The sequence below is a fragment of the Nocardia sp. NPDC102475 genome (assembly GCF_055584605.1).
In genome coordinates this window covers 183,659-206,104 of sequence record NZ_JBVJLS010000003.1, presented here as the reverse complement: position 1 = coordinate 206,104, position 22,446 = coordinate 183,659, and the positions used below count along the sequence as shown (strand labels likewise).

Below are 22,446 nucleotides of genomic sequence, written 5' to 3'. Positions count from 1 at the left end.
GTCGATCAGAAGCTGAGGGTCGTGAGGTAGGCGTAGACGCCGGGAAACCCCGGGCGTGCGCTGCCCTTGCCCCAAGAGGTGAGGCCGATCAGTCGGCCCGCGACGAGAAGTGGATCGCCGCTGTCGTATTCGGCGGTATCGGCGTCGGGGGATCCGGCGCAGAGCATGTCGGCGGGGTCGAAGGCGGAGCCATAGGCGGCGGCGCACGTCGGGTCGGTGACGATCGGGACGGGGGCGGATCGCAGGAGCGTATTCGAGGTGTCGCTCTCGGAGGTCGCGCCCCAGCCGACGATGGTGCCGGTGTCGCCGTATGCGCGCGGATCGCCCTGTGGCGCGGCGATTTCCAGGAACGGGCCCGGTCTCGGCTCGTCGAGGATGAGGATCGCGAGATCATTGTGATGCACGGTCTCGCCCTCGAAATCGGATTCCCGGAAATCCGGGTGGATGCGAATCTCCTTGACTCCCACGGTGACTCCGGCGTGCGAGCGCAGGTCGGTGCGGCCGAAGGTGACGGTGATCGCCTGCGGCAGCAGCCGCGCCAGATCGACGCAATGCGCCGCTGTCACTACCCGATCGGGCGCGATGAGCGCACCGCCGCAGAACTGCCCGGATGGTCGGAAGACGTAAAACGGGCTGCCGACGGCGACGAGCCACGGGTAGGCGCTCGCCTCGGTGGTATTTCCACCCACGATCGCTGTGGCGGGAACGGCAGGGGCGCCGAGAGCGACGATGAATGCGGCGGTTACAGCCGCGGCAATGCGAGATATGCGAAACATGCCGCCTCCCGGATGATTCAGGCGATCGCTCGGTCCATTCAACCAGAGGATGCCGGTGTTCTCGCGCCTACGGGACCGGTGGCCGCCTTGCGCCGGTGCTTTACGAATTGCCGCGAGCCGCGGCGTGTACCGCCACCAACCGTGCTGCGCGGATCGCGTCCCACAGTGGGCGTAGGAGGTCTTCCTGCGCGCCGATGGCGGTGGCGGAAGTGGGGGAGGAGGCCGGTTCGCGTTGGGCGACAGTGAGGATGGCGGCGACGTGGTCGGCGCTGTCGAGGATTCGCCTGGCGCGCAACGGGATCGAATCCGGGTAGTCGTGGCGGGAGTAATCCGCGAGCTCGGCCTCGATGAGTTCGCGGGGGTCGGAGTCGACGGTCGCGCCCGCGGCGGTGGTGTGCAGGCGCATCAGGGCGTCGGCGGCATCGCGTACCGCTTCGCGCATCGTGTATTCCGCCTCGCCGAGCGAAATATCCGCGCCCGGCGCGGCCGGAATCGGGGTGCTGTAGACGGTCCACTGCAGCGTGTCGTCATCGGGCCACTGCGGGATCAATCCGGTGCCCTCCTCGCCCGGAACGCCGAACAACATTCCCTCGCCCGCCTCGATCGCATCAGCGGCGAAGGCCGTTCCGGTCGGCAGTCCGCGCACATCGCCGGGCACCGGAAGCACCAAGCGCAGCTGTGCACCGGGTTGTGCCATCGCCTCGCGAATCACCTTGAGTAGCGCCATGACTCCGGTGCCGGACAGGTTGTCGCGAGATGACCACGGCAGGTCGTCGCGGCCGCCGGTCAACGGATCGCCCGCGGCGATGGTGTGCCGCGGCGCCCAAGCGTACAGCGCCTCGAGGATGTCGTCGGGCGCGCTGCAACCGGCCAGCCAGGAGCCGGCCCACACCGTCAGCGTGGCACTTGGAGAGCACATAATTATCGAGCATAAAGGAGGGTTGCGACTCGGGTGCGTCCATGCCGGATACCCCGGTGAGCTGCGCGCATCGATCCGCCGTCCGGTACCGCGAGTACCACAACGGCGGGCGCGCCGCCGCCGTCGGCGTGCGGGCCGAATTCCGCGGAGTGGGACATGATTTCAGCGAATGGACCTGATATGGACGTCACTCCGGTTCGGTGACGAAGTCGATGAGCCGCTCCACCGCGCCGATCAGGGGGGATTCCAGATCGCGGAAGGATTCGACCGCGTTGTAGACCCGCCGCCACCCCTCCTGCGGCGTGCCCCAGCCGAGCCGACGGCAGATGCCGGTCTTCCAATCCTCGCCGCGCGGCACCTCCGGCCACGCCGCGATACCGACCGCCGCAGGACGCACAGCCTGCCAGACATCGACATAGGGATGCCCGGTGACCAGCACAAACTTACCGAGTCCGGTGGTCAGCTGGGTTTCCTTGGAACCGGTGACCAGATGGTCGACCAGCACACCGACCCGCCGGCCCGCTCCGGGCACGAATTCGGTCAGCCGCTCGGCCAGATTGTCCAAACCCTCGAGATGTTCGACGACCACGCCCTCGACCCGCAGATCGTGCCCCCAGACCCGCTCCACCAACGCGGCATCGTGGACGCCCTCCACCCAGATCCGGCTCGTCTTCGCGACCTGCGCGCGCAGCCCCTCGACCCGGGTCGAACCCGATGCCGACCGGGTCGGCTTCTTCGGCGCCGCGGCCTTGGGCCGGACCAGCGTGACGGGCGCACCGTCGATCAGGAATGCGGCCTCGCGCAATGCGAATAGCCGCACGGCACCGCGCGCATCCTCCAACTTGACGAATTCGCCGTCGTAAGTGCGATCGAATCCGACCACGGCACCGCAGAATCCGGTCGCCGCATCCTCCACCACGAGGTCGCGTTCGGCGAGGACCGTCGGCACGGTCCGCTTCTTCGATCGCGAATGCCCGGAGAAGATGTCGCCGCCATACATGTCACGCCCGCTCACCCGCCCGAAACTAGCACCGCCGGTTCGGGTTGCGGCGCAGGCGAGTTGGTGTGCCGGTCACAGACTATTCGCGAACAGCGCGTATTGCGCCGCCACCTTCTGCCGAACGTCGGCTTCGTTATCGCCGTTGACGTTCCCGACATAGCGCTTATAGGTGACATAGCAGCTGTGCTTGAACTGCTTATCGGTATCGCCGCGCCGATTGAGCCGCTGGCAGATCGCGCCGGGCACATCCTTGGGCGCATCGATCGGATCGTATTCGTCACCGGAACGTGCGATGAGCTCGTTGACCAGACGCGGCCCCGAGGCCTCGTCGCGCACCCGATAGACGATGGTGTCGTCCGCGATCGCCCAGGCGTCCAACCCGGTTTCGTCGATCATCCGCTGCGAGGTGGCCTGATTCGTGGCGGTGTGCACGACGATGGCCGGGCCGTACACACTGAATTCGCGCAGGTCGAGCGTGTGGTTTCGGCGGTCGCGGACGACAGCGCGGGCCAGCAGCCCATCCGGATCGACCTTCAACTCGTCGAGCTGGTCCACAGGGGTGGCCCGGAATTTGTCGACGACGGCGAGTTCGGCGTCGAAGGTGTTGCCGAGCCAGCCCAGTAGATCGCGTTCATCGGCCTTGGGCCGCTGGATGAATACCTGCAGGACGAATTCCTTATCGGCGATGAAGGATCCGATATTGGCGACATCGGGCCGCCAGTGGGTGTGGGCATTAGGATATTTGTCCAGCTCGAGCCGCTTGTTCTGATCGGGTGCGACGGCGAAATCGGCAGCTTCGAGTTCGCGTGCTGCCTGTTCGGCCTCGGTCGCGTTCGGGAAGCGCATCACCAGTTGCGAGATGATGGTGACGTCCGGGCCGGGGCCGCGCTGATCGATCTGGAACGGCTCATAGGGGCGGTCCGCACCGACCGCGCCGTAGGCGGCCAGCATTTTGTGGCGGTCGAGCACCGGTATCGACGCGCTGCCGGTGTAATAGTCGGCCGCCTCATGGCTATCGGATACGACACCGCCGAGCACACCGAAGGTCAATTTCGGATCGATACGGCTCGTCGGTACCATCGCCTCGGCCATCCGAATGCTTTCCAGGAGTGCGCCGTTGCCGTGCGCTTCCTGGTCGTAGTGGTATTTGTCGACCGGATAATCGCCGATCTCCAGCTTGCGAACATCGGGTTCGGCCGCGACCGGTATACCGGCGATGCCGCACCCGGCCAGCAGACCGGCTACCGCGATGCAGGCAGCCGAAATGACGGTGCGTGATCTCCGAAACATGCCTGATTCCTCGTCCTTCGTACGCGATGTTGTTGCGATTACGGATGCCGAGCCGGATTGGTTCAGCGGAGTGCTGCAGCGTCGGGGTTTCGATCGAAATCAATAGGCGCACAGTCGTTTCGGATTCGATGGCTCGGTAATGCGGCATGGGACGCCTCGAACGGCCCTCGGTGATCTTGGGTTTGTCGCGCCCCAGAAGTGGCTCGGACCACTACAGTGGGGCTGTGGCCGCAATCGTTTGGCTGGTCGCGGGCCTGCTGCTCGCGGCGGCGGAGATGCTCACCGGGGACCTCACGCTGCTGATGTTGGGCGTCGCCGCGCTCGGCACCGCGGGAGTCGGTGCCGTGGCCGATACCGGGCTGGTCGCCGACGCCGTGATCTTCGCGGTGCTGGCGCTGGTACTGCTGCTCGGGGTGCGGCCAGTTCTGCGGCGCCGCTTCGGAAGTCCGCCGCCGATCCCGACGAATGTCGACGCGCTGCCGGGTAAGCAGGCACTGGTGCTGGAATCGGTCGCCGAACACAGCGGCCTGGTCAAAATCGGCGGCGAAGAGTGGACCGCGCGGCCGTTCGATTCGACGGTCGAGTATCCGAAGGGAACCACGGTGTACGTCATGAAGATCGACGGCGCGACCGCCGTCGTCTGGAAGGAGCCGTAAATGGCTGTGCTCATCGTTGCCGCCGTGCTGGTGCTGTTGGTCGTGGTGGTGGTCTTCAAATCGATCGCCCTGGTGCCACAGGCGGAGGCAGCCGTCATCGAGCGACTAGGCCGATATTCGCGCACAGTCTCGGGCCAGTTGACGTTCCTGGTGCCCTTCGCCGACCGGATCCGGGCGAAGGTCGATCTGCGCGAGCGAGTGGTGTCCTTCCCGCCGCAGCCGGTGATCACCGAGGACAACCTGACCCTGCATATCGACACCGTCGTGTACTTCCAGGTGACGAGCCCGCAGGCGGCGGTGTACGAGATCAGCAACTACATCGCGGCCGTCGAGCAGCTCACCGTGACCACCCTGCGCAATGTGGTCGGCGGCATGACTCTGGAGCAGACGCTGACCTCCCGCGATCAGATCAACGGTCAGCTACGCGGGGTGCTCGACGAGGCCACCGGCCGCTGGGGGCTGCGCGTCGCGCGGGTCGAACTCAAGAGCATCGATCCGCCGCCATCGATCCAGGAGTCGATGGAGAAGCAGATGAAGGCCGACCGCGAGAAGCGCGCCATGATCCTCACCGCGGAGGGCACCCGCGAATCGCAGATCAAGACGGCCGAGGGCGCCAAGCAGGCGCAGATTCTCTCCGCCGAGGGCGCCAAACAGTCCTCGATCCTGGCGGCCGAAGGTGAACGGCAGAGCCGGATTCTGCGCGCCCAGGGTGAACGGGCCGCGTCCTACCTTCAGGCGCAGGGCCAGGCGAAGGCCATCGAAAAGGTTTTCGCCGCAATCAAATCCGGTAAGCCGACGCCGGAACTGCTTGCCTACCAATACATGCAGACCCTGCCGCTGGTCGCCCGCGGTGACGCGAACAAAGTGTGGCTGGTGCCGAGCGATTTCGGCAAAGCGCTCGAGGGCTTCGCCCAGAACTTCGCCACCAAGGGCGAGGACGGTGTATTCCGTTACGAGCCCGCTCCGGTCGACGATGTGGAGAGCAAGCCGGAGGACGACTCGGATGTCGAGGGCTGGTTCGATACGGCCCGGGATCCGGCCATCGAACAGGCGGTACGCGCTGCGGAGGCCGATGCTCGGGCATCGGTGGAGGGTATGTCGACTCCGGTGACTCGGATGCAGCCCTCCCCGCATCAACCGGTCGTGCCACCGCAGCAGGAGATCCCGCCGCAGCAGATTCCGCCGCATCAGCCGCCGTACCGCCCGGATGGACCCCAGGGACAGCCCTGGCAGCCGCCGTCGGAGTAGTCGGTGAACCATAGGCACCCCGGATCTCGTCGAGTTCCGGGGTGCTTTGTTCGATGCCTACGGCGCGAGATCGATGGTCAGCGTTGTCAATTGGAGCGCGACGGCGCAGGGGTCGGGTATTGTTGTGTGGGAATTGTTTTGGACGCGCCAGACGATGGTGCCGTTATCCGCGGCTGCGACCGCGCAGTCACCTGGATCGTGTGGATTGCGGATGTAGAAGCCGGTCGCGGTGACGGTCGCACCGAAGATCTGTTCGGTGATCGTCAGATGTTCGGTCTGGAAACCGTCGTTCTCGGCCCGCTGCCATGTCTGCTGAAGCGATTCGCGGTCGGTGTAGGTGAAAGTCACGTCGGATTCGTCGGCGCCGCGTTGCGCCTGCCAGACGCAGACCGGCGGACGGTGGCGGGTGGTGAGAGTGTCGGCTTGCGCGGCCCGGCTGATCTGCTCTTCGGTCAGCGGTGTGCAGTTCGCCAATGAGCTGGCCGCCGGGGTGGCGGTGGGATGGGCGTCCGGTGTGGCCTTATCTGAACAGCCGGTCAGCAGGCCGGTGGCCGCGAGCACGGCCAGTCCGCTACGCACACGGAATGCGGGCACAGCCGCTCCCTTCCTCGAACACCGAGCCTCGGCCACCCGTCGAGGTTACCGGCCGGTGCGCAGGCAGGGCGGGCTCGGCGCTGTGACCTCGTCAGCGCCGGCCACGGAAAATAGTTCGGCCTGGCATCGGGTGCGCTGCAATACTCACGGTCCACAAGGACAGGAGGGATTGCGCGTGGCTGATTCCGGGGTATTGCCGCTGCTCGATCGGGTTGCCGTGGCCGTAGGCGCGGCGATCGGTCGGGCTCGTCCGGACCTGGTGGGGACGGATCCGGTGGTGCGATGCTCGGAGCGTGCAGATTTCCAGTCGAATGTCGCGCTTGCGGTCGCGAAGCGGGTGGGGGTGCGGCCCGCTGATTTCGCCGCGGAGTTGGTCACGGCGTTGGATACGGACGATGGCCTGTTCGACGCGGTGACGGTTTCGGGTCCGGGATTCCTCAACATCACGGTGTCGGATAATGCTGTGTGGGAACAGGTTTCGGCTCGACTCGCTGATGATCGGTTGGGTGTACCGGATTTCGAGCGTGGGCGGCGAACGGTGGTCGACTACTCGGCGCCCAATATCGCAAAAGAAATGCATGTCGGGCATCTGCGGACAACGATCATCGGCGACTGCATCGCAAGGGTGCTGACCTTTCTCGGTGCCGCGGTGATTCGGCAGAATCACTTGGGGGACTGGGGGACTCAGTTCGGGATGCTGATCCAATATCTGGATGAGCATCCGGGGCTGCGCTGGCGGCACGATGAGCTGAGCGGCGATGTGTCGGTGGTTTCGGCATTGGATGGCTTGTACAAGGCGGCGCGGACGGAATTCGACGGTGATCCGGCGTTCGCGGAGCGGGCCAGGGCTCGGGTGGTGGCGCTGCAATCCGGCGATGCGCCCACCCTGCGGCGGTGGCGGGAGATCGTCGCCGAATCGGAGCGGGTGTTCGGTGAAATCTACGATCGGCTCGGTGTGCTGCTGACCGTCGACGACTATGTCGGCGAGTCGTTCTACAACCCGATGCTCGCCGACACCATCGCCGAGTTGGTCGACAAGGGCATCGCCGTCGAGAGCGACGGCGCCTTGGTCGTCTTCTCCGAAGAGGTCGATGGCCCTGACGGCCAACCGGTCCCGCTGATGGTGCGCAAGCGCGACGGCGGATACGGCTACGACACAACGGATTTGGCTACCATCCGATACCGGGTGCAGACGCTGCGCGCCGAGCGGCTGCTGTACGTCACCGATTCCCGTCAGGCCCTGCACTTTCGGCTCGTCTTCGAAGCCGCACGGCGGGCCGGTTGGTCGACCGATCTCATCGAGGCCGAGCACATCGCCTACGGCACCGTACTCGGCCCGGATGGGCGGCCCTTCAAAACCCGTGCGGGCGGCACGGTCAGACTGACGGACCTACTGAACGATGCCATCGCGAAGGCCAGAGCCGTTGTCGCCGAACGGAATCCGGAGCTTCCTGCCGCCGAACTCGACGCGATCGCCGAACCGACCGGGATCGGTGCGGTCAAATACGCCGACCTGTCCACCTCCCGGGTCAAGGACTACACCTTCGATCTGGACCGCATGGTCGCATTGAACGGCAACACCAGCGTCTATCTGCAATATGCGCACGCCAGAATCCGGTCCATCCTGCGCAAAGCTCGAGATAGCGCCGTACGGATCGATCCGGCAATCACACTCGAACCCGCTGAACGGGCACTGGCACTCGAACTCGACGCCTACGGCACCGTTGTCGCCGAGGTCGCCGCAACCCTCGAACCCCATCGACTGTGCGGCTACCTCTACGACCTTGCCCGCGACTTCACCGCCTTCTACGAGACATGCCCGGTCCTCGCCGCGCCGGACAAGGTGCGGGAAAACCGTCTCGCACTGTGCGATTCGACCGCACGGACGCTCGCGCACGGACTCGGCCTCCTGGGCATTGCCGCACCCGAGCGCATGTAACCGGGCTCAGTCACCCGATATCGCCGATTGCGCATGCTTGCGCACGTGATTGACGGACCGCTGCGGCGGGTTTCTAATGATTGATGGCGCAATTCGTGCGCCGAGATCAACCGATGAAGCGGGGTGCCCCGCCAATGGCGTTCGCCAGTGCATCGTGGCGAGCGCGGCCACTGGACGTACGGAAGCATTGGAGCCTGCCATGGCGACGCTGTTCAACAAGGTCGAATCTCCGCACCGCGCACCGAATCTCGAGCGACAAGCGATCTGGTTCACCATTGGTTTGTACCTGTTGATCAGCGCGGGACTACTGACGATGCACTATGCGCATCCGCAGCAACCGGTCGGTTCGTCGTCGGTGTCGCCGGCGCATTCCTCCTACGGGCAGTAGCCGATGGCCACGGTCACCCCGGCCGAGCGCTTCGATACCGAAGTACTGCAGCAGCACTGGATTCCGCTCGCGACGAGCGACACCGACGCGGCCACGGTGCTGCGCGACCGCCTCGGCGTCGACTTCGCCGCCGCGCGGAATCGGGTCTTCGAGACCGACAGCTTCATCTATCTGCCCGTCGTCCTGACCTACAAACGCGGCGATGCCATCGAACGCGACACCATCGTCTTCGCACTGGGCAGCGATTTCCTCGTCACCCTGCAACCGGATGCGCATTTCACCCCGTTCGACAAGGCCGTCGCGAAGATGCGCCGCAATCCGAGTCTCACCGGATCCTCGCACGGGGTGATGTACGCGCTGCTCTGGGCGTTGAACGAGGCATCGGAGCGAGTCATCCACTGCGCCAGCGACGCGCTGGAGGCGATGAACGACGATATCGAGATGGCCACCAAGGGCTACGACCGCCGCGGCCGCGAAATCGGCGTCGCGGATATGCGCGGCACCATGTCGCGGATGAATTCGGCCGAGGAGATCGTCTCGCGGGTGCAGGAGACCCAACTCCAATTGGCCCGCGCCGCACGACACCTCATGGCAGATACGCCGACCGGCGATCTCGAGGGTTTGATCGCCATCCTGATCGCCGATATCGATGGCGTGAAACAGCATGCGGGCTTCGAACACGACAAGGTGCGATATCTGCAGCAGTCGGTGATGACCTGGCTCGACGTGAAGCAGAACCAGATCGTCAAGGTGTTCACCATCATCACCGCGGTATTCCTGCCCCCGACCCTCATCGCGACCTTCTACGGCATGAACTTCACCTGGATGCCCGAATTGGAATGGGAGCACGGCTTTCTCGCCACCACGCTGATGACCCTGGTGGCGGCGGTGATCCCGCTGGTCTACATCAAACACAAGGGCTGGTTGCGCTGAGGCTGTGATCGCGGTCTCGGTGATGGGTGTCGGTGCCGGGGTGTGAGCAGCCACCGATACGCGCCGGATCGGTACCGAACACCGCCGCGACGGATTACCGTGCGCCCATGACGATTGCCGGAACGGCCGCCCGCCATCTGCGGCCACGGGCTTGGATCGCCCCGATCGCCGTGGTCACCCTGCTCATGTCGCTGCTGGCCACGATGTATCTGGCATACGTGGTCAATCCGACCAAGAACCTGCACGATTTCCCTGTCGCACTGGTCAATCAGGACGATGGCGATACCCTGGGCGGCAAGCCCGCAAATGTCGGCGATCAGATCACCGATGCACTCGTCGCCAGCCTGCCCACCGACAAGATCGACCTGCGGGTCGTCGGATTCGCCGAGGCGCAACGGCAACTGAGCCAGGGCAAGGTCTACGGTGCGATCGTCATCCCCAGTGACTTCACCAAGCGGCTGGCCATTCTCGGCGCGGCCGGTGTGGTGCCGGGCAAGGTCGAACAGCCGATCATCACGGTGCACACGAACCCTCGGGCGGGCAGTTTCGCCACCGGGGTCATGCAGCGCATTGCCGATCAGGCGCTGACTCGCGTCGACGAGACCGTCGGCAAACAACTCACCGACACTGTGCAGACCCAGCTGCAACCCGCCGGGGGTGGCCAGGCGCCACAGCTTGCCGGTGCGAGCCAATTGATGCTCGCCCATCCGATCCAGGTGGTCGTCGATCCGTATCGGCCGCTGCCCGAGGGCACCGGACAGGGTTTGTCCGCGTTCTTCTACACGATCATGGTGCTGCTCGCCGGATTCACCGGTGCGATGATCATTCACGCCATGACCGATTCCGCCCTCGGTTTCGCGCCCACCGAATACGGCCCGTGGTACGTGCACTATCCGGCCGCGCCGATCTCCCGCTTCCGCACCCTGCTGTTGAAATGGGCGATCCTGATTGTCACCGCACCGATCGTCTCCGCGGTATTCCTCGGTGTCGCAGCGGCATTGGATGTGCCGCTCGATCGTCCGCTCGCGCTGTTCCTGTATTGCGTGCTCGCGATCATCGCGGTCGGGGTGACCGCGCTGTCGGTGCTGGCCGCGCTCGGCACCGCGGGTCTGCTGGTCAATCTGATCCTGTTCATCGTGCTCGGCCTGCCCTCCTCGGGCGGTAGCGTGCCGATCGAAGCGACGCCGACGTATTTCGAGTGGCTGGCCACCTTCGAACCCATGCACCAGGTCTTCCTCGGGTTGCGCGCCATCCTCTACTTCAACGCCAACGGTGCCGCCGGACTCGCGCGCGGTAGCTGGATGGCGGTGCTGGGTTTGGGTATCGGCCTGGTCGTCGGTGCCGTGGTGACCCAGTATTACGACCGAAAGGGCCTGCACCGCAAACCCGCCGAGCAGCCGGCCGCAACGGAATGAGCGTTGCGGGCATGCGACTGAGTGATCGAGCCATTGGAACGCTCACGATTCGTTCCTAACGTTGTGCTCATGACCTTCGATATCGGCGTGATCCTCCCGACCTCCACCCCCGATCCGGCACATCCGATCCTCGGCGATGTGCGGGCCGCCGCCCGCCTCGCCGAACAACTCGACCTCGAATCTGTGTGGTCCACCGATCATCTCGTGGCCAGCGCGCCCATGCTGGACAGCACCGTGACGCTCGCGACCGCGGCGGCCGTCACCGACCGGATCCGGATCGGCTACAACGTCATGCTGCTCGCGCTGCGCCCGGTGGCGTGGGCGGCCAAGCAGATCAGCGCACTGCAGTACGTATCGGAGAACCGATTGCTGCTCGGTGTCGGCACCGGAAATCCGGCGCACGGCGATATCGGTTGGCGCGCGGCCGGTACGACATTCGAGAACCGCGGGCGGCGCACCGATGAGGCACTGCGGGTGCTGCCCGATCTCGTCACCGGTTCGACCGCAACGGTCAACGGTGTCGACGTGGCGCTGGCGCCCGGATCGGCGATGCCGCCGGTCCTGGTGGCGGGCAATGGGACTCGGGCGCGGCGGCGGGCGGCCGAATACGCCGACGGCTGGATCACCCTGCAGCCGGGCCTGGACCAGTTGGCCGCCGGCTTCGACGAATTGCGGGCGCTGGCCGCGGAATTCGATCGCCCGGTGCCCGCGGTGACCGTGGTCGCTCCTGCATTGCCCGCTGATCATTCAGCCGCTGTCGAATTGCTCGCCGCCCACCGTGACGCCGGCGTCGAACGCGTCATTCTCGCCCCGACCGGCCCCGAATGGCGGCGCGATTACGAGAATGCCGCGAAATTCCGTGCGGCACTGTAACTACAGCTGCGTCAACCGCAGCTTCAGCGCGTCGGTGATGATGGCTCGGGCGGCTTCGCCGTACCGGGCCTGCCGGTGCAGTGCTGCCCAGGTCTTCTCGTAATACGCGAGTTCGCGTGGCTGGGTAATGGTGAGACCCGCCGAGATGGTCTCGACCTCCGCGATGCGTTTGTCGAGCAGTACGAAACATGTTGTGGTGTAAAGGAAGTCCGCCGTCCGCGGAATGATGCCGAGTGCGAGCCGGGGCAGCGGCATCACATCGATGAGACGTTCGAGCTGACCGGCCATCACCTCGTTGTCGCCGACCGTCGTGTAGAGCGCCTGTTCGGCCAACAGGATGCTGATCCGATGAGTGCCGTGGTGCAGAATCCGTTGGCGCGCGATCCGCGCGGCCACCGCGCGATCGATATCGTCGATGCCGCCGACGAAGTCGATACATGTCTCCAGCACGGCTCTGGCATAGGGTTCGGTCTGCAACAAGCCGGGGACGACCGCGTTCTCGAAATTGCGGATGGTGGTGGCGCGCGCCTCCAACTCGATGCGGCGGCGCTGCTGCTGGGCGTGTCCGGTCGCGGCGATGCGCCGCCACTCCTGCCAGAGCGCCTCGATATTCGCCAGTGCCGCACGCAGATCCGGCAGCAGCAGTTCGGCGCCGCACAGTCGGCACCACTCGGCCAGATCGCTATCGCTCGGCGTCTGTTTACCGTGTTCGATGCGCGACACCTTGGCCGAATGCCAGCCCGCGTCGGCGGCGAGCTGCACGCCGGTCAGATGTGCGGCCTTGCGCAGTTCGCGTAAGCGTGCCCCGAAGGCTTGCCGGGACTGCTCGACACCGGTCATCCACTCCGCCCGCCGGGCATATAGTCGTGGTGCGGAATTGCTTTGTTCCACAGTGTATCTCGTACTGTCGTGCAGCGTGCGACCAGCACGGGGTCGGTGGTCACCGCGGCCCCCGCCAGATCGCCGGTCTTGGTGAAGATCGTAAAGGCGACCGTCTCGTCGAGCAGCCACCATTCGTCGTCGGTGTATTCCGCGGGATCGGCGAGATGCCTTGGCAGCCAGCGGATGTCCTCGCCGTAGCGCTGATTGCGATCGGTGAGCGCGTGCAGGAATCGCACGTAGTCGGTGAGCGGCTCCGAGACCACCCGAACGCGCCGGATCGGCACACCGCGTCCGGCGACCTCGCTGGTGAGCTCCTCCCAGGCCCGCCACGACGGCGGATAGGAATCCTCCTCGAACGGCGGCAGGCCCGCGAGCACGCGGCGCATCGGTTCGGTCTCGTCGGAGACCTGGGAGTGATCATCGGACACCTCGAGATGGAAAGCGTCGCTTCGGGTCTCGCGTATGAGATCGTTGGTTTCCTCGATGGTGAAGAAGAGCATTGCATTACCATTCCCACGGGCTCTGTCCGACCGGGACCGCGACCGCGGTTTCGTGTTCGGGAATCCGCATATGCGCCAAGGCATCCGGATCGGTGATCGGCTGTCCGGCGAGGGTGAAGGAACCGTGCCCGGAGTCGAGCAGCGGGGCGCCGATGTAGGTGCCGGGCTGCAGCCAGCCGAGCAGCATGTGCGGTATTTCGACGCGGTTCGCGTCATGGGCCACCCGGTAGCCCTGCACGAGATACAGATGTCGATCCTCATCGATCCACAGCCGGGGCGAGCCGGTGTTGTTGGTGGGTCCGCCGAGCAGTTGTATACGCATCAGAGTGGCCTCGTCTCGCGTGGGTATTGCGCTGGCTGCACACCATCGTCACCGGTCAGCGTCAAATGGGTCAACAACTTCCGCAAATCCCCGCAAAACCATGGTGCCGCGCCCGGCCGGTTTTCTACCGTTCTCGGTGGGTGCTGGCAGACAGGTTTGGTGACATGAGCGGGTCGGAAGCATGGGAGGTTGTCGGGCGGTTGGCAAGCGAAACGGGGTCACTCGGCAACGGGGTGTCGGCCAAACCGTGGGCGATCGGGTTCGTGCGGTGGGATATTTCGGGATCGATGGTGGATCACGACGTGCGGGTGACCCGCTGCTGCGCGGCTCGGATGGGTTACGGCCTGGTCCCGATGATGGTGGGGCCGCAGGGCGATCCGATCGCGCGGCTGCTCTCGGCCATCGCGCGCTGCGGTGCCCATGCGGTCATCGTGCCGAGCAGAGAGCACATCTGGGCGTCGCGGCGTGCGGTCACCGAGATCTGCGATCTGGTCGTGGTCGCGGGGGACACGGTATGGGAGCGCGGTCATCAGTGGCCGCGGTGGTTCGCGTGCTGATCCTTACCTCGCGCGTAATCGACTCCGTGATCGGCAGCGGGCAAGGTTGAGGTATCCGCCGGAGCTTTCCGGTGGGACCGAAATACCTTCCAGCAGAGGATGATTCGCTATGTCTCAGTACGAGGATGCGGTGCGGCGCTACTTCACGGCATGGAATGCCACCGACGACGAGGTGCGCGCGAAGGCGGTGGCCGCGGCTTGGCGCGAGGACGGTTTCTACACCGATCCGCTGGCCGATGTCGCCGGACACGAGCAACTGACCGCGGCCATCGGGGGCGTGCACAAGCAGTTCCCCGGCTTCGAATTCCGGCAGCTCGGTGCGGTCGACGGACACCACAGCACCGCCCGGTTCTCCTGGGAGCTGTTTTCGCCCGACGGGAACGCACCGGTCGCCGGGACGGATGTGATCACTCTCGCCGAGGACGGCCGGATCATCGGTGTGCACGGCTTCCTGGATCGCGTGCCAGGCGCGTAGTCGAACGAATCTCCACCAACCGCGTGGTTCGCGCGCACCAGCTCGGCTGGGCGATGGCCGGGCAGGTGCTGCGCGGCGGCGGGGGACGACGCTCGGCTGCTCGGGGCAGGTGCGGGCGCGGTGGCATCCTCGGACAGGTGGCGGCGACGACCAACTGGCACCCCGGCTCCGTCGCACCCGGACGCTCGCATCCGATACCGTCTGAGACGGCTCGGGCAATAGTCGTGCGCGGACGCGCTGTCCGACGCTGCCTCGGCGGCCGTTGGTGAACGTCGGATGAATCCGGTTGCGCCTGTGGCGAACACGCTGCAGCGGACGATGCGGCGGAGGATGCTGGAGAGGGCGGCCCCAGATATCGCGGGTGCGCCCGATGAGCAGGATGGTGGTCAGCGTGGACGACGAGTCGGTCCCGTTGCCGGGTCCGGAAGACGCCACACGGCAACAGGATCTGGATGATTCGGCGATGGACGCGTACTCGCGGTCGGTCATCGCCGTCGCGGCGTCGGTCACCCCGCATGTGGCGAGTGTGCGAACCCGGCGGGGGAGCGGATCCGCGGTGGTCTTCACCGATGACGGATTCCTGCTGACCAACGCGCATGTGGTCGGCTCGGCGCGCAGCGGCGATGTGGTGTTCGCGGACGGTGTGGAATCGCGCGTCGACGTCGTCGGCATCGATCCGCTCTCCGATCTCGCGGTGCTGCGCGCCCGCGCCGGTGCGCCGGGCGCGGTGGTGCTCGGCGATGCGGACAAGCTGGTGGTCGGCCAATTGGTGGTGGCGGTCGGGAGTCCGCTGGGGTTGGCGGGTTCCGTCACCGCGGGCGTGGTGAGCGCGCTGGGGCGAGCTGTCCCAGTCGCTTCCCGCCGGGCCGGTCGGGTGATCGAGGACGTGATCCAAACCGATGCCGCCCTTAATCCGGGCAATTCCGGTGGCGCACTTGCGGATTCATCGGGACGGGTGGTCGGTGTCAATACCGCGGTCGCGGGCGTCGGACTCGGCCTCGCCATCCCGATCAACGCCACCACTCGCCGCATCATCAGCACCCTGCTGAAAGACGGCCGGGTGCGCCGCGCCTACCTGGGCCTGGTCGGTGTTCCGGCTCCATTGCCCGCCTCGGTCGCCGCACGGACCGGCCAACATGCCGGTGTCCGCATCGTGGAAGTCGTCCGCGGCGGCCCCGCCGATCACGCGGGGCTGCGCCGCGGCGACCTCGTACTCAGCGTCGCCCGCTCGGAAGTGGCCGACGCCCAGGGCATCCAACGCCAACTCTTCGGCGAGGCGATCGGGGTCTCGATGCCGGTGACGGTATTGCGCAATGGCGCGATGGTCGATGTCTTCGCCATCCCGATCGAGTTGACCGTGGATTAGCTCAGGTTCTCATCGGCCCCACGGTCGGATGACGTCGTCGGCTAGATCTTCGCGGGGGTCTTGATTCCAGTTGTCGTGGTTATTGCCATTCGGCCCTGGTTCGACTGCGTGTACCGCCATCGTTCGTCACCTCCCTTCGAGCGGTCGTTGCTGTTGCGGGTTAGCCGTCCGCGCGCAACCGCAAACCGGAATCGATGCAAGGCGTGCATACGCCGCTCGGGCGTCAGTCGGTCACGGTGACCGGGGTGGTCTCGAGATCCGGCTCGTGGGTTTGCGACCAGCGCGCATCGACGATCAAACCGATGATGCCGATGGCGATGAGCGCGCCGGAGACTACGAGCATGCCGGGGTGGGTACGTCCGGTGAGCGCATCGCCGAGGATGACGGTGCCGATGGTCCCCGGAAGGATGCCGATGACGGTGGCGATCAGGTATGGCCAGAAGCGGATCGAGGAGAGGGCGCAGCAGTAGTTGATCACCGAGAACGGTGCGAAGGCGATCAGGCGCAGCGAGCCGACGGCGAGCCAGCCGCGGCGTTCGAGGCGTTCATCGATGGACCGGACCGCCGGATGGGTGAGGTGGGCGGCCACTCGATCGCGATCCAGCGCGCGGACGAGCAGAATCGCGAGTGCGGCGCTGACCGTGGTCGCCGAGGCGGCCAGGACGATGCCGAGCGCGGGGCCGAACAGGACACCCGCGCTCACCGTCAGCACGGTCCGCGGGATCGGAGCCACCGTGACCAGCGCATGGACCACGAAGAACAGCAGTGGGAAGATCGGGCCGACCGAGGTGGCCCAGTCCTGCATCTGCTGCGGTGTCGGTAGCGGGACCAGCATGGCCGCGATGAACAGCGCCGCGCCACCGACGAGCAGGGCCAGGATGCGTGGGTCGCGGATGAGCCTGAGCACCGCGCAAGGTTACCCGTTGGTAGTGGCGGCCACGGTCAACCGGCTGTGCGGCTGCCGCTAGCATCGAAGGAACGCCGATGAATGCTCGTTAACCGATGTGCTCGCTGAGCTGGGCGAATGCAACGGTTTCGGGCGCACACGAGGGTGTGCGCCGAGGAGAAGAGGAACAGCAGCTATGCCGATTGCTTCAGAGCCGGTGCCCGATTACGCCGCATGGCGCAAGGGCGTGGCGGGGGTACTGGCGAAGGCCCGCAGGGTCGATGTCGCCGAACTTCCGGAGGAGCCAGAAAAGCTGCTCGAGGAACAGACCTACGACGGTCTGACCATCGCCCCGCTGTACACCCGCGGGGATGAGCGGGCCGAACTGCCGCTGCCGGGCGAATATCCGTTCGTCCGTGGCCGCGACGCCACCAGGGACGTGCATCGCGGCTGGTATGTCAGCGCCTTCATCGGCGCGGCCGATGGCGCCGCGGCGAATCGCGAGATCCTGGCCGCACTGGAGAACGGGATCAGTGCACTGTGGCTCGGCGCGGGCGAGCGCGGTGTGCCGGTGGCCGAACTGCCCGCGGCGCTGTCGGGTCTGCTGTTCGAACTGGCGCCGCTGACACTCGCCGCCGGTGACGCGGTTTCGGCAGCGGCACAACAGGTCTTCGCGCAGCTGGACGATTACCAGGTGGCGGACCGGACCGAAATTCGAGTCGCACTGGGTGCGGCCCCACTTACCAGTCGCTTCGCCGCAACCGCCGATATCGAACTGGCGGAGGCCGTCGCCCTGGCCGGTCAGGCGGTCCAGCGTCCGGAGACCGTGCGCGCTATCACCGTGGACGGCACCGTCTTTCACGATGCGGGTGCCTCGGACGCCCAGGAGCTCGGCGCGGCGGTGGCCGCCGGCCTGGCCTACCTGCGTGCACTCGCCGAAGGCGGTCAGGACATCGTGGATGCCTTCGAGCAGTTGGAGTTCCGCTTCGCCGCGACCGACGACCAGTTCGCCACCATCGCGAAATTCCGTGCGGCCCGCCAGCTCTGGGCCCGCGTCGCGCATGTGTGCGGCGCACCCGCATTCGGTGACGCCCCGCAGCATGCGGTGACCTCCGCCGCGATGATGACCCAGCGCGACCCGTGGGTGAATATGCTGCGCACCACCCTCGCGGCCTTCGGCGCGGGAGTCGGTGGCGCGGACACGGTCACGGTGCTGCCCTTCGATTCGGCATTGCCGCCCGGCGAACTCGGCGTCTCGAAGTCGTTCGCCGACCGCATGGCTCGCAATACCCAGCTGCTGCTGCTCGAGGAGTCGCACCTCGGTCATGTGCAGGATCCGGGCGCCGGTTCCTGGTACGTCGAGGATCTCACCGCCGCACTCGCCGCCAAGGCATGGGAGTTCATGCAGGAGCTCGAGGCCGCGGGCGGCTACCTGGCCGCACTGGACTCCGGCCTGCTCGCCGATCGGATCGCCGCGACCAGGTCGGCCCGGGATGCCGATGTGGCACACCGCAAGACGGCGGTCACCGGTGTCAACGAATTCCCGAACCTGGCCGAGCAGCCGCTGTCCGAGGCCGCGCGCCGGCCCGGACAGGTGGTTCGCTACGGCGCCGCCTTCGAGGCGCTGCGCAACCGCTCCGATGCCTACCTCGCCGCCAAGGGTGCGCGACCGCGTGCGATGCTGGTGCCGCTGGGAACAGTGGCCGAGCACAATGTTCGGGTCACCTTCATCGCGAACCTGCTGGCCTCGGGCGGTATCGAGTCGATCAACCCAGGTCCGCTGGATGTGGCCGGAATCGGTACGGCGGCAACCGAATCCGGTGCCACGATCGCCGTATTATGTGGTTCGGACAAGCGTTACGCCGAGCAGGCGGGTCCGGCGGCCGAGCAGTTGCGTGCCGCCGGTATCGAGACGGTGCTGCTGGCCGGTGCGGAAAAGGCCGTCGCCGACCTCAGCGGCGCACAGCGCCCCGACGGTTATCTCGCGGCCCGCATCGATGCGGTGGCCGCACTGTCCGACCTGCTGGAGAAGGTGGGAGCCTGATGACATTGAGTCATATCGACAAGCCGGGCGAAATCGACGAGCCGGGCGGCATCGAGCACCGGATCGGCAGTTTCGCCGAGGTGCCGCTGTCCGAACGTCCGGCCGAACCCGCCGACGTCGACTCCGCACAGGTCGACGCCTATGTGCGCGCCGCCGCCGAGGCGAACAACTACACCGCCGAACAGTTGGTGTGGTCGACGCCCGAAGGTATCGACGTGCCACCGGTTTTCACCAAGGCCGACCGTGATGCCATTGCGGCCGAAGGGTATCCGCTCGACAGCGTGCCCGGTATCGCGCCGTTCCTGCGCGGTCCGTACCCGACGATGTACGTCAACCAGCCGTGGACCATTCGCCAGTACGCGGGCTTCTCCACCGCCGCGGATTCGAATGCCTTCTACCGCCGCAATCTGCAGGCGGGCCAGAAGGGTCTGTCGGTCGCCTTCGACCTGGCCACCCACCGCGGCTACGACTCCGATCACCCGCGCGTCCAGGGTGATGTCGGGATGGCCGGTGTGGCCATCGATTCCATCCTCGACATGCGTCAGCTCTTCGACCACATCCCGCTGGATCAGGTCTCGGTGTCGATGACCATGAACGGTGCGGTGCTGCCGATCCTCGCGCTCTATGTGGTCGCGGCCGAGGAACAGGGCGTCGCACCGGAACAGCTGGCCGGAACCATTCAGAACGACATTCTGAAGGAGTTCATGGTCCGCAATACCTATATCTATCCGCCCAAGCCCTCGATGCGGATCATCTCCGATATCTTCGCCTACACCAGCGCGAAGATGCCGAAGTTCAACTCGATCTCCATCTCCGGCTACCACATCCAGGAGGCCGGAGCCACGGCCGATCTGGAATTGGCCTACACCCTCGCCGACGGTGTCGAGTACATTCGCGCGGGTATCGCCGCGGGCATGGAGGTCGACAAGTTCGCGCCGCGGCTGTCGTTCTTCTGGGCCATCGGCATGAACTTCTTCATGGAGGTCGCCAAACTCCGTGCGGGACGGCTGCTCTGGAGTGAGCTGGTCGCGAAGTTCGAGCCCAAGAGCGCGAAATCGCTTTCGCTGCGGACGCATTCGCAGACGTCGGGTTGGTCGCTGACCGCGCAGGACGCCTACAACAATGTGGCGCGCACCTGCATCGAGGCGATGGCCGCGACCCAGGGTCACACCCAGTCGCTGCACACCAACGCTCTCGACGAGGCGCTGGCCCTGCCGACGGACTTCTCCGCGCGTATCGCCCGCAATACCCAGCTGCTGATTCAGCAGGAGTCCAACACCACGCGCCCGATCGACCCCTGGGGCGGTTCGTACTACGTGGAATGGCTCACCCACCAGCTGGCCAACCGCGCCCGCGCGCATATCGCCGAGGTCGAGGCGCACGGCGGTATGGCGCAGGCGATCGGCGAGGGCATCCCGAAGCTGCGCATCGAGGAGGCGGCAGCTCGCACGCAGGCCCGCATCGATACCGGTCAGCAGCCGGTGATCGGCGTGAACAAGTACCAGGTCGAAGAGGATCAGCAGGTCGAGGTCCTCAAGGTCGAGAATTCGCGGGTGCGCGCCGAACAGATCGAGAAGCTGAACCGGCTTCGCGCCGAACGCGATTCGGCCGAGGTGGAACGGGCGCTGGCCGAATTGTCCCGTGCGGCAGCCTCTTCGGAGGGTGGCATGGAGAACAACCTGCTCGCGCTGGCCATCGACGCCGCGCGCGCCAAGGCCACCGTCGGTGAGATCTCCGATGCGCTGGAAAAGGTGTACGGCCGCCACCAGGCCGAGATCCGTACGCTCTCCGGTGTATACCGCGACGAGGCCGGGAAGGTGACAAATATCAGTAAGGCGATCGAACTCGTCGAGGAATTCGCCGAGGCGGAGGGACGGCGCCCGCGCATCCTGGTCGCCAAGATGGGCCAGGACGGGCACGACCGAGGTCAGAAGGTGATCGCCACGGCCTTCGCCGACCTCGGCTTCGACGTCGATGTGGGCCCGCTGTTCCAGACCCCGGAAGAGGTGGCGCAGCAGGCGGCCGATAACGACGTGCACGTCGTCGGTGTGTCGTCGCTGGCGGCAGGCCACCTCACGCTGGTGCCCGCCCTGCGGCAGGCACTGGCCGATGTCGGGCGACCCGACATCATGGTCATCGTCGGCGGCGTCATCCCGCCCGGTGACTTCGAGGACCTGTACGCGGCGGGTGCGGCGGCGATCTTCCCGCCCGGCACCGTGATCGCCGATGCGGCGATCGATCTGCTGAAGAAGTTGGCGGGCGAACTCGGTCACGAGATCGGCGGCGGCAGCGGCGAATGACTCCAGCATCGCGCAGCGATTCGAGCCGCGGTGGTGGTCGGGCGACGGGTGCGAAGCGCGTCATCGATGTCGACGCACTCGCGCAGGCCGTCCGCTCTCAGGAGCGGGCCGCCCTTGCCCGGGCCATCACCCTGGTCGAGTCGACCAGGGCCGATCATCGGGAGCTCGCGCAGCAACTGCTGCTGCAACTGACCCCGCCGACCGATTCGGTCACCTCGAATCGTGTCGGTATCACCGGTGTTCCCGGCGTCGGCAAGTCGACGTTCATCGATGCGCTCGGTATGGATCTGATCGGCAAGGGGCATCGGGTCGCGGTGCTGGCCGTCGACCCGTCCTCCACCCGCACCGGCGGCTCCATCTTGGGTGACAAGACCCGCATGGCGCGACTGTCGTTGGAGCGCAACGCCTATATCCGGCCCTCACCGACCGCGGGCACCCTCGGCGGCGTCGCGAAGGCGACCCGCGAGACCATCGTGGTGCTCGAGGCCGCAGGCTATGACGTGATCCTGGTGGAGACCGTCGGTGTCGGCCAGTCCGAGGTGACGGTCGCCAATATGGTCGATGTGTTCTGCTTTCTGACCCTGGCCCGCACCGGAGATCAGTTGCAGGGCATCAAGAAAGGTGTCCTCGAACTCGCCGACCTGGTCGCGGTGAACAAGGCGGACGGCAAACACGAGATCGAGGCCAAGGCCGCCGCCCGTGAATTGGCCGGGGCGCTGCGCCTCATCCATCCGCACGACGCGCTCTGGCGTCCGCCGGTGCTCACCATGAGCGGTCTGGAAGGCCATGGGCTGGACAAGTTCTGGGACACGGTCCTCGAACACCGCCGGGTACTCACCGAGGCCGGTGAATTCGCCGAAAAGCGGCGCCGCCAACAGGTCGACTGGACCTGGACCATGGTTCACGACCAACTACTGCGCCGCCTCGCGGAGAACCCGAACGTCAAAGCCATTCGCGCACAAGTGGAGAAGCAGGTGCGCGACGGAACATTGACCGCCGCATTGGCCGCCGAGCAACTCCTCGACGCCTTCGACAGTTGAGGTAGCGACAGCCCCGCCGCCGCAGTGCCGCGGGGTTGTCGGC

23 protein-coding genes are annotated in these 22,446 nt (G+C 66.1%); 14 read left to right on the top strand and 9 right to left on the bottom strand.

Annotated elements, in window-relative coordinates; all coding sequences use genetic code 11:
* Positions 1-5: 5 nt before the first annotated feature.
* Both ACZ60G_RS06615 and ACZ60G_RS06610 read right to left on the bottom strand, forming a co-directional pair.
* Positions 6-776, bottom strand: coding sequence for a S1 family peptidase (locus tag ACZ60G_RS06615; RefSeq protein ID WP_465807876.1), 771 nt, complete (start codon positions 774-776; stop codon positions 6-8).
* 100 nt (positions 777-876) lie between these two features.
* Positions 877-1,695, bottom strand: coding sequence for a hypothetical protein (locus ACZ60G_RS06610; RefSeq protein WP_465807874.1), 819 nt, complete (start codon positions 1,693-1,695; stop codon positions 877-879).
* A 41-nt stretch (positions 1,696-1,736) separates the two neighbouring features.
* On the opposite strand from ACZ60G_RS06610, the gene ACZ60G_RS06605 reads away from it, so the two are divergent.
* Positions 1,737-1,874: a hypothetical protein gene (locus ACZ60G_RS06605; protein WP_465807873.1), complete on the top strand. Its 138-nt coding sequence runs from the start codon at positions 1,737-1,739 to the stop codon at positions 1,872-1,874.
* An 8-nt stretch (positions 1,875-1,882) separates the two neighbouring features.
* Here ACZ60G_RS06605 and ACZ60G_RS06600 read toward each other — a convergent pair whose 3' ends face one another.
* Both ACZ60G_RS06600 and ACZ60G_RS06595 read right to left on the bottom strand, forming a co-directional pair.
* Positions 1,883-2,710 carry a DUF3097 domain-containing protein gene (locus tag ACZ60G_RS06600; RefSeq protein ID WP_465807872.1) on the bottom strand — a complete coding sequence of 276 codons (828 nt, stop codon included), beginning with the start codon at positions 2,708-2,710 and terminating at the stop codon, positions 1,883-1,885.
* Between the two features lie 57 nt (positions 2,711-2,767).
* A complete protein-coding gene (locus ACZ60G_RS06595) occupies positions 2,768-3,985 on the bottom strand; it encodes a DUF7373 family lipoprotein (protein WP_465807870.1) in 1,218 nt (405 codons plus the stop codon).
* A 224-nt stretch (positions 3,986-4,209) separates the two neighbouring features.
* On the opposite strand from ACZ60G_RS06595, the gene ACZ60G_RS06590 reads away from it, so the two are divergent.
* Together ACZ60G_RS06590 and ACZ60G_RS06585 are read left to right on the top strand one after the other, a co-directional pair.
* Positions 4,210-4,641 (top strand): NfeD family protein, encoded by a 432-nt coding sequence (locus ACZ60G_RS06590; protein WP_465807868.1) that lies wholly within the window; start codon positions 4,210-4,212, stop codon positions 4,639-4,641.
* The gene (locus ACZ60G_RS06585; RefSeq protein ID WP_465807866.1) at positions 4,642-5,889 is read left to right on the top strand and encodes an SPFH domain-containing protein; all 1,248 of its coding nucleotides are present in this window, start codon (positions 4,642-4,644) and stop codon (positions 5,887-5,889) included. It abuts the gene before it with no gap.
* Positions 5,890-5,946: 57 nt separating this feature from the next.
* On the opposite strand, the gene ACZ60G_RS06580 is transcribed toward ACZ60G_RS06585, so the two are convergent.
* Positions 5,947-6,483, bottom strand: coding sequence for a DUF3558 family protein (locus ACZ60G_RS06580; RefSeq protein WP_465807864.1), 537 nt, complete (start codon positions 6,481-6,483; stop codon positions 5,947-5,949).
* A gap of 175 nt (positions 6,484-6,658) precedes the next feature.
* On the opposite strand from ACZ60G_RS06580, the gene argS reads away from it, so the two are divergent.
* The 5 genes from argS (at position 6,659) to ACZ60G_RS06555 (ending at position 12,031) form a co-directional block, all read left to right on the top strand.
* Positions 6,659-8,422: an arginine--tRNA ligase gene (gene argS / locus ACZ60G_RS06575; RefSeq protein WP_465807862.1), complete on the top strand. Its 1,764-nt coding sequence runs from the start codon at positions 6,659-6,661 to the stop codon at positions 8,420-8,422.
* Positions 8,423-8,621: 199 nt separating this feature from the next.
* A complete protein-coding gene (locus ACZ60G_RS06570) occupies positions 8,622-8,810 on the top strand; it encodes a hypothetical protein (RefSeq protein ID WP_063040332.1) in 189 nt (62 codons plus the stop codon).
* 3 nt (positions 8,811-8,813) lie between these two features.
* Positions 8,814-9,743, top strand: a complete 930-nt coding sequence (locus ACZ60G_RS06565; protein ID WP_465807860.1) for a CorA family divalent cation transporter — start codon at positions 8,814-8,816, stop codon at positions 9,741-9,743.
* A gap of 107 nt (positions 9,744-9,850) precedes the next feature.
* Positions 9,851-11,158 carry a YhgE/Pip domain-containing protein gene (locus ACZ60G_RS06560; protein WP_465807859.1) on the top strand — a complete coding sequence of 436 codons (1,308 nt, stop codon included), beginning with the start codon at positions 9,851-9,853 and terminating at the stop codon, positions 11,156-11,158.
* A 69-nt stretch (positions 11,159-11,227) separates the two neighbouring features.
* Entirely contained in the window at positions 11,228-12,031 is an 804-nt protein-coding gene (locus ACZ60G_RS06555) for an LLM class flavin-dependent oxidoreductase (protein WP_465807857.1), read from the top strand.
* Here the strand turns inward: ACZ60G_RS06555 and ACZ60G_RS06550 are convergent, their stop codons facing one another.
* Genes ACZ60G_RS06550 through ACZ60G_RS06540 form a run of 3 tightly spaced genes read right to left on the bottom strand, consistent with a single transcriptional unit; the run spans position 12,032 to position 13,735 of the window.
* On the bottom strand, positions 12,032-12,871 hold the full coding sequence (locus ACZ60G_RS06550; protein WP_327099808.1) for a helix-turn-helix domain-containing protein: 840 nt from the start codon (positions 12,869-12,871) through the stop codon (positions 12,032-12,034).
* The gene (locus ACZ60G_RS06545; protein WP_465807855.1) at positions 12,868-13,413 is read right to left on the bottom strand and encodes a DUF6879 family protein; all 546 of its coding nucleotides are present in this window, start codon (positions 13,411-13,413) and stop codon (positions 12,868-12,870) included. The genes ACZ60G_RS06550 and ACZ60G_RS06545 overlap by 4 nt, the downstream gene beginning before the upstream one ends.
* A 4-nt stretch (positions 13,414-13,417) precedes the next feature.
* A complete protein-coding gene (locus ACZ60G_RS06540; protein WP_040691888.1) occupies positions 13,418-13,735 on the bottom strand; it encodes a hypothetical protein in 318 nt (105 codons plus the stop codon).
* A 164-nt stretch (positions 13,736-13,899) separates the two neighbouring features.
* Between ACZ60G_RS06540 and ACZ60G_RS06535 the strand changes: the two genes are divergently transcribed.
* The 3 genes from ACZ60G_RS06535 to ACZ60G_RS06525 all read left to right on the top strand — a co-directional run bounded on the left by ACZ60G_RS06535 (position 13,900) and on the right by ACZ60G_RS06525 (position 16,133).
* A complete protein-coding gene (locus ACZ60G_RS06535) occupies positions 13,900-14,292 on the top strand; it encodes a hypothetical protein (protein WP_465807853.1) in 393 nt (130 codons plus the stop codon).
* Between the two features lie 109 nt (positions 14,293-14,401).
* Positions 14,402-14,767 carry a nuclear transport factor 2 family protein gene (locus ACZ60G_RS06530; protein ID WP_465807851.1) on the top strand — a complete coding sequence of 122 codons (366 nt, stop codon included), beginning with the start codon at positions 14,402-14,404 and terminating at the stop codon, positions 14,765-14,767.
* A 463-nt stretch (positions 14,768-15,230) separates the two neighbouring features.
* Positions 15,231-16,133, top strand: coding sequence for a S1C family serine protease (locus tag ACZ60G_RS06525; protein WP_465808375.1), 903 nt, complete (start codon positions 15,231-15,233; stop codon positions 16,131-16,133).
* A gap of 223 nt (positions 16,134-16,356) precedes the next feature.
* On the opposite strand, the gene ACZ60G_RS06520 is transcribed toward ACZ60G_RS06525, so the two are convergent.
* The gene (locus tag ACZ60G_RS06520; protein WP_465807849.1) at positions 16,357-17,040 is read right to left on the bottom strand and encodes a TVP38/TMEM64 family protein; all 684 of its coding nucleotides are present in this window, start codon (positions 17,038-17,040) and stop codon (positions 16,357-16,359) included.
* A 175-nt stretch (positions 17,041-17,215) separates the two neighbouring features.
* On the opposite strand from ACZ60G_RS06520, the gene ACZ60G_RS06515 reads away from it, so the two are divergent.
* From ACZ60G_RS06515 to meaB, 3 genes are read left to right on the top strand one after another with little or no spacing between them, the layout of a single operon-like run.
* Complete coding sequence (locus tag ACZ60G_RS06515; protein WP_465807848.1) at positions 17,216-19,063, top strand: methylmalonyl-CoA mutase family protein; 1,848 nt, start codon at positions 17,216-17,218, stop codon at positions 19,061-19,063.
* On the top strand, positions 19,063-21,363 hold the full coding sequence (scpA, locus tag ACZ60G_RS06510) for a methylmalonyl-CoA mutase (protein WP_465807847.1): 2,301 nt from the start codon (positions 19,063-19,065) through the stop codon (positions 21,361-21,363). Before ACZ60G_RS06515 ends, scpA begins: the two co-directional genes overlap by 1 nt.
* Positions 21,360-22,403: a methylmalonyl Co-A mutase-associated GTPase MeaB gene (meaB, locus tag ACZ60G_RS06505; protein ID WP_465807846.1), complete on the top strand. Its 1,044-nt coding sequence runs from the start codon at positions 21,360-21,362 to the stop codon at positions 22,401-22,403. The genes scpA and meaB overlap by 4 nt, the downstream gene beginning before the upstream one ends.
* The last annotated feature ends 43 nt before the right edge of the window (positions 22,404-22,446 follow it).